At 44.6% G+C, this 4,762-nt stretch carries 7 protein-coding genes; 1 reads left to right on the plus strand and 6 read right to left on the minus strand.

The window, feature by feature from the left end:
• The 3 genes from VF500_RS26725 to VF500_RS26735 form a co-directional block, all read right to left on the minus strand.
• Positions 1-243: hypothetical protein (locus VF500_RS26725; RefSeq protein WP_330862592.1), on the minus strand; the 243-nt coding region annotated here is incomplete at its 3' end.
• Positions 244-456: 213 nt separating this feature from the next.
• Positions 457-831 carry a DUF3037 domain-containing protein gene (locus VF500_RS26730; protein ID WP_330862593.1) on the minus strand — a complete coding sequence of 125 codons (375 nt, stop codon included), beginning with the start codon at positions 829-831 and terminating at the stop codon, positions 457-459.
• Positions 818-1,615, minus strand: a complete 798-nt coding sequence (locus VF500_RS26735) for a HipA family kinase (RefSeq protein WP_330862594.1) — start codon at positions 1,613-1,615, stop codon at positions 818-820. The genes VF500_RS26730 and VF500_RS26735 overlap by 14 nt, the downstream gene beginning before the upstream one ends.
• Before the next feature lie 647 nt (positions 1,616-2,262).
• On the opposite strand from VF500_RS26735, the gene VF500_RS26740 reads away from it, so the two are divergent.
• Positions 2,263-2,760 carry a DinB family protein gene (locus tag VF500_RS26740; RefSeq protein ID WP_330862595.1) on the plus strand — a complete coding sequence of 166 codons (498 nt, stop codon included), beginning with the start codon at positions 2,263-2,265 and terminating at the stop codon, positions 2,758-2,760.
• 82 nt (positions 2,761-2,842) lie between these two features.
• Here VF500_RS26740 and VF500_RS26745 read toward each other — a convergent pair whose 3' ends face one another.
• From VF500_RS26745 to VF500_RS26755, 3 genes are all read right to left on the minus strand, one after another.
• A complete protein-coding gene (locus VF500_RS26745) occupies positions 2,843-3,049 on the minus strand; it encodes a hypothetical protein (RefSeq protein WP_090528232.1) in 207 nt (68 codons plus the stop codon).
• 401 nt (positions 3,050-3,450) lie between these two features.
• Positions 3,451-4,281 carry an amidohydrolase family protein gene (locus tag VF500_RS26750; RefSeq protein WP_330862596.1) on the minus strand — a complete coding sequence of 277 codons (831 nt, stop codon included), beginning with the start codon at positions 4,279-4,281 and terminating at the stop codon, positions 3,451-3,453.
• Positions 4,268-4,762, minus strand: a 495-nt coding sequence (locus VF500_RS26755; protein ID WP_330862597.1) for a fumarylacetoacetate hydrolase family protein, incomplete at its 5' end; no start/stop codon positions are given. The genes VF500_RS26750 and VF500_RS26755, both read right to left, overlap by 14 nt.

The raw sequence follows: 4,762 nt of genomic DNA on the forward strand, positions 1-4,762 counted from the left end.
AAGCATTAGTTGTAGCCTATCCGGCGACGTTGCCGGCTGAAAAAGTTGAATTTTTGCTTGAGTATCTGATATGCTCAGGCACCTAACCAGTGCATATTCCTTTCCATCGAAGATAACTAAATTAGGAAACTTCTTCTTTGCAGATTTGATAGCATCATACGTCTTCGACTCAAAACTACCAGAACAGGAAGTTAATGTTAACGCTGTAATTACAATGATTGATAATAAGGTTATAGGTTTCATTCTTCAGGTATTTATAGTTATCGTCTTGCGCTTGCTTACAACCACAGCTTTGGGGAAGATGAAAGCTATTTGGCAAGTAAACGAAAACATGTCATTGCAGCGTGGCAATCGCATGGAAGCATAACCGCTCTGTATAGTATGCGATTGCCGCGCTGCGCTCGCAATGACATATTTCTTAACCCGTTGCCCGTGTCCCCACGGGCAATATGCATATCACAACACCATCTGCGCAAACAACCTGTTCAGCGTAGCCTCAGCATCAACACATAAACCAGGATGCACTTTTGATGCCTGTACTACCGTACTCCGTGTAGCCGTAAGCCAGCGAAAACGTGATGGCTGATCAAGCTGTGCTATAGGCCCTGCATCCTTTTCGCCATTACAAATGCGCTCAAGCGAATTGATATTCTCCTTTAGGCAATCCAGATCCAAACTACCACAAAAGGCAGCCAATCGTTCGTCATCAGGTTTGAACAATACTTTTAAAAACTTTTGTTTAGGGCAAAACAGGATCACCCCAATGTTGATAAATTCTTCGCGCTCCACCCTTGGTACAACGCGGATAACGGCGTACTCAAATACCTGCATATAGGGCTTGTTTTGCGGCTGTAACAAATATAGCTGAAGCGGCCAGCCGGGTTATTAAAAACTCGGCGTATATATTTCGAACCTCATCAGGCGTTTCTTCAAAATCTCTGTAGGTGATCCACTCGTCGGGAATCAATGCTACAATATCACGGATCTTTTCGGGGGTTAGTATCGCTTTAAATTCGGCATCAACAAGATCCAGCTGGTTAGCCCAGGGTAACAGCACGTGGTCTTTCACCTGCAGAAACGGACGCGTAGCCATTTCCTGCCAGTTATGCCATGAGTGATGGAAGTAGAGCGCTGCACCATTGTCAATCATCCATAGTTCCTTATGCCATATCAGCATATTCGTATTACGGGCGGTACGGTCGACATTGGTAAGCAAGCAATCGAACCAAACTATTTGCGAAGCCAGTTTGGCATCAACAATAGTAACCGCCGGATCAAAAGTGATAGCGCCCGACAAATAATGCAACGCCAGGTTAAGTCCTACGCTGAATTTCAGCAGGTCCTGGATCTCCTCATCAGCTTCTGAGCGACCGAATGCTTCATCAAGATTGGCGAATACCAATTCGGGCACTTTAAACCCAAGCAAACGGGCAATCTCACCACCAATAAGTTCGGCAATGAGGGCTTTTACCCCCTGTCCCGCTCCGCGGAACTTTAGTACATATAAAAATTCGTCATCAGCTTCGGCAATGGCCGGTAATGATCCGCCCTCGCGCAACGGCGTTACGTAACGAATCACGTTAACAGTGCGGAGCTGTGGTGGTGTATAGTTCATAGTTTTAATTAAACAAAAGCCAGCGTTAGGGATTGCAGCGGATACCGGCCCTGAGCGCAATGCCTGCAGGCGTATGAGCGGAAAGCCCGGCCGTTAGCTAACGGGAACGCCCAATTAATTGAGCTTAGGTTCTAAACAACATACATTCGCCGCTCAATTGCCGCGGTGGCTGTTACTTTTGTCTTGATACAAAAGTAACCAAAAACTAAAGCGCAGCGAACTCATGAGCGCCGATAAAACAAAAATAAGTGGCGAATAAATCAAGTCAGCAGAGAGGTTTCTTTGCCCACAGCCTACCCTCTATGCCCTCGTCATGCCTTTGCCCTGCAAAACAGGCAGAACCACGGCTGCTAAATTTTGCCAGGCTTCACCCGTTTCCTCCCCGGCAAAATTCGCTAATGCCTTTGCAGCCGCACAAACCCACCATTGTTCTGCCTGTCTTCACCCGAAACTTTTCTGCTGACGGAAAAAAGCTTTTAATAAACATTATCCCAATAACCATCCTGTCAATACTTAAATCCTAAAAATCACGGTTCAGAAAAAAATCAACGAAATCAGCGAAATCAAAAAAATCAGCGGTCCCTGTTGACATAGGGCTGTCATTCCCCCGCCGTTACTTTACATCAGAAAACAAAAACACAACACTTATGGACACTTTGAAATCGTTATTGGAAGAGATGGAGCAGGAAGCTCAAACCACCGAAAAAATGCTGAGCCGCATCCCCGACGATAAATACCAATGGAAACCGCATGCAAAAAGCATGACCATTGAACAACTCTCTACCCATATTGCCGAACTGCCCACCTGGGTTACTATCACCCTGAACACCGACGAGCTGGACTTTGCCACCGTACCTTATGAACCTAAAAAGGTAAGTGGTACAACCGATTTGCTGAAGCTGTTTGAAGATTCATTGGCTGATGGTTACTCAAGCCTTCAAAAAGCTGATATCAGCACATTTGATAAGATCTGGACATTGCGTAATGGCGAGCAGATCCTTAATCAACGCACAAAGGCAGAAGTGATCAGGATGACCTATTGCCAAATTGTGCACCACAGGGCACAGTTAGGCGTTTATTTACGTTTGCTGGATATCCCTATCCCGGGCAGCTATGGCCCGAGTGCGGATGAGCAGGGTTTCTAAAAATCGGGAGTAATAAGATCAGTTTACAATACAAAAGCAAAGCGGGCAAAGGCGCGCTTTGCTTTTGTAATTTCTTTTGCACTCAACTACGGTGCTTTGATAGCTTACCTGTGTTAATTTCTTCAAGGAAGCCATTTTCATTAATAGCATATCGGGCCTCAGAGGTATCGGTATCTATTTTGTAATTAACGGTCTTTACTTTTTTGTTCCTGATCCTTTTGCCAAATATGAACATCGGCAAAATGAAAACCGCAAGCAGGACTACAACTTGTAACAGGGTTGTGTACATAACGTCTAACATAAAAATTTAAGTCTGATTGGTACCCATATAACGTTATCAAGAGCGAAATGGTTCACCTTTTTAGCTATATTTTGTACCCATCATTTATACATATAGCTAAATGTGTGCCATACTTATATCTGACGTTGTATGTTACCTTAATATTACACTTAAGTTGATATTTAATTGATTTATAATGAAATGAACCAAACACTACACTATCATATTGATAATAGAGCCTATCGTTTTGAAATAAATAATATACAGTACAGTTTAGTGATTTTAGTACAGTGGCGAAGTATCGTTAAAAGGTGCGATTTGATGGGTTGGGAAGCGGCCGTGAGGACACGGCCGCGGGTAATTTATTTATATCTCCCCCGATCCGTGTCCCCACGGATCGCGTCGTCAATTTATAAGCCGTAAAACGCTATGGCGTTCCCGCCAAAAAACAGATGCCGCTCCGTTCCGGAAAGTTTTTCAGCATAAAGGTTCATCACTTCCATTGTTTTTTCATAGCCACCGGCCAGCAGGCACACCGGCCAATCTGAACCGAACATTACCCTATTGGTGCCGAAAGCATTAAATACAACATCGATATAAGGGATAAAATCGGCAGCGGGAGTATTTTGCCAGTCAGCTTCGGTGAGCAGGGCGGATACTTTACAGTACACATTTTTATAGCTTGCCAGCTTTTCGATATCCTGCTTCCAGCCGTCAATTTTTCCTGCTTTAATGTAGGGCTTGGCCATATGGTCGAGCACAAACTTTTGATCCGGAAATTCTGTTACCAGTTGAGCGGCATAAGGCAGATGGTTAGGGAAGATCAGGATATCATAGGTATAGCCATATTTGCCTAAAACAGCTATACCTTTTTTAAATGCAGGATCAAGCATATACTGCTCATCGGGTTCCGCCTGTAAGATATGCCGGAAGCCTTTAAGCTTTTCGTATTTTTTAAAATGATGCAGCCTGTCTTCCAGATCATCAGCTTTCAGGTCAATCCAGCCTACCACACCTTTGATAAAAGGATGGGCAGAAGCCAGATCGAGCAGAAATTCAGTTTCCTTTTCCGACTGATCGGCCTGAACGGCAACACAGCCATCTACACCGTGTTTTTGCAATACAGGTAACAGGTCTTCAGGATAAAAATCCCGGCCTATTACCTGCATATCTTCAGTGATCCAGCTGTCCCTTACCGGGTTGTATTGCCAGAAATGCTGATGTGCATCAATTTTTAGCATAAGCTATCAGGTTTTGTTTTGATTCGCCAAGGCCTTCAATACCTAATTCTACCACGTCGCCTGCTTTTAAATAGATCGGCGGCTTCATTCCTAATCCAACACCTGCAGGTGTACCTGTCGAGATAATGTCGCCCGGCAGCAGGGTCATGAACTGGCTGGTGTATGAGATCAGGTGCGGCAGGTTAAATATAAAGTTTGAGGTAGTGCCGTCCTGCATGGTTTCGCCGTTAACTTTTAGCCACAGGCGCAGGTTATGCGGATCAGCAATTTCATCTGGCGTAGCTAAAAACGGACCAAGCGGCGCAAAGGTGTCGCAGCCTTTACCTTTATCCCAGGTACCATTACGCTCTAATTGAAATTCACGCTCGCTTACGTCATTGTGCAGTAGGTAACCGGCAACGTAGTCCATAGCCTCGGCTTCTTCCACATACGATGCTTTTTTGCCGATAACCACAGCCAGTTCCACTTCCCAATCGGTTTT

Source organism: Mucilaginibacter sp. (assembly GCF_036383575.1).
GTDB lineage: Bacteria > Bacteroidota > Bacteroidia > Sphingobacteriales > Sphingobacteriaceae > Mucilaginibacter.

Excerpts from the sequence above, each read along its gene's own strand:
- VF500_RS26730 (WP_330862593.1), bottom strand. The coding sequence starts at position 831 with ATGCAGGTATTTGAGTACGCCGTTATCCGCGTTGTACCAAGGGTGGAG.
- VF500_RS26735 (WP_330862594.1), bottom strand. The coding sequence starts at position 1,615 with ATGAACTATACACCACCACAGCTCCGCACTGTTAACGTGATTCGTTAC.
- VF500_RS26740 (WP_330862595.1), top strand. The coding sequence starts at position 2,263 with ATGGACACTTTGAAATCGTTATTGGAAGAGATGGAGCAGGAAGCTCAA.
- VF500_RS26745 (WP_090528232.1), bottom strand. The coding sequence starts at position 3,049 with ATGTACACAACCCTGTTACAAGTTGTAGTCCTGCTTGCGGTTTTCATT.
- VF500_RS26750 (WP_330862596.1), bottom strand. The coding sequence starts at position 4,281 with ATGCTAAAAATTGATGCACATCAGCATTTCTGGCAATACAACCCGGTA.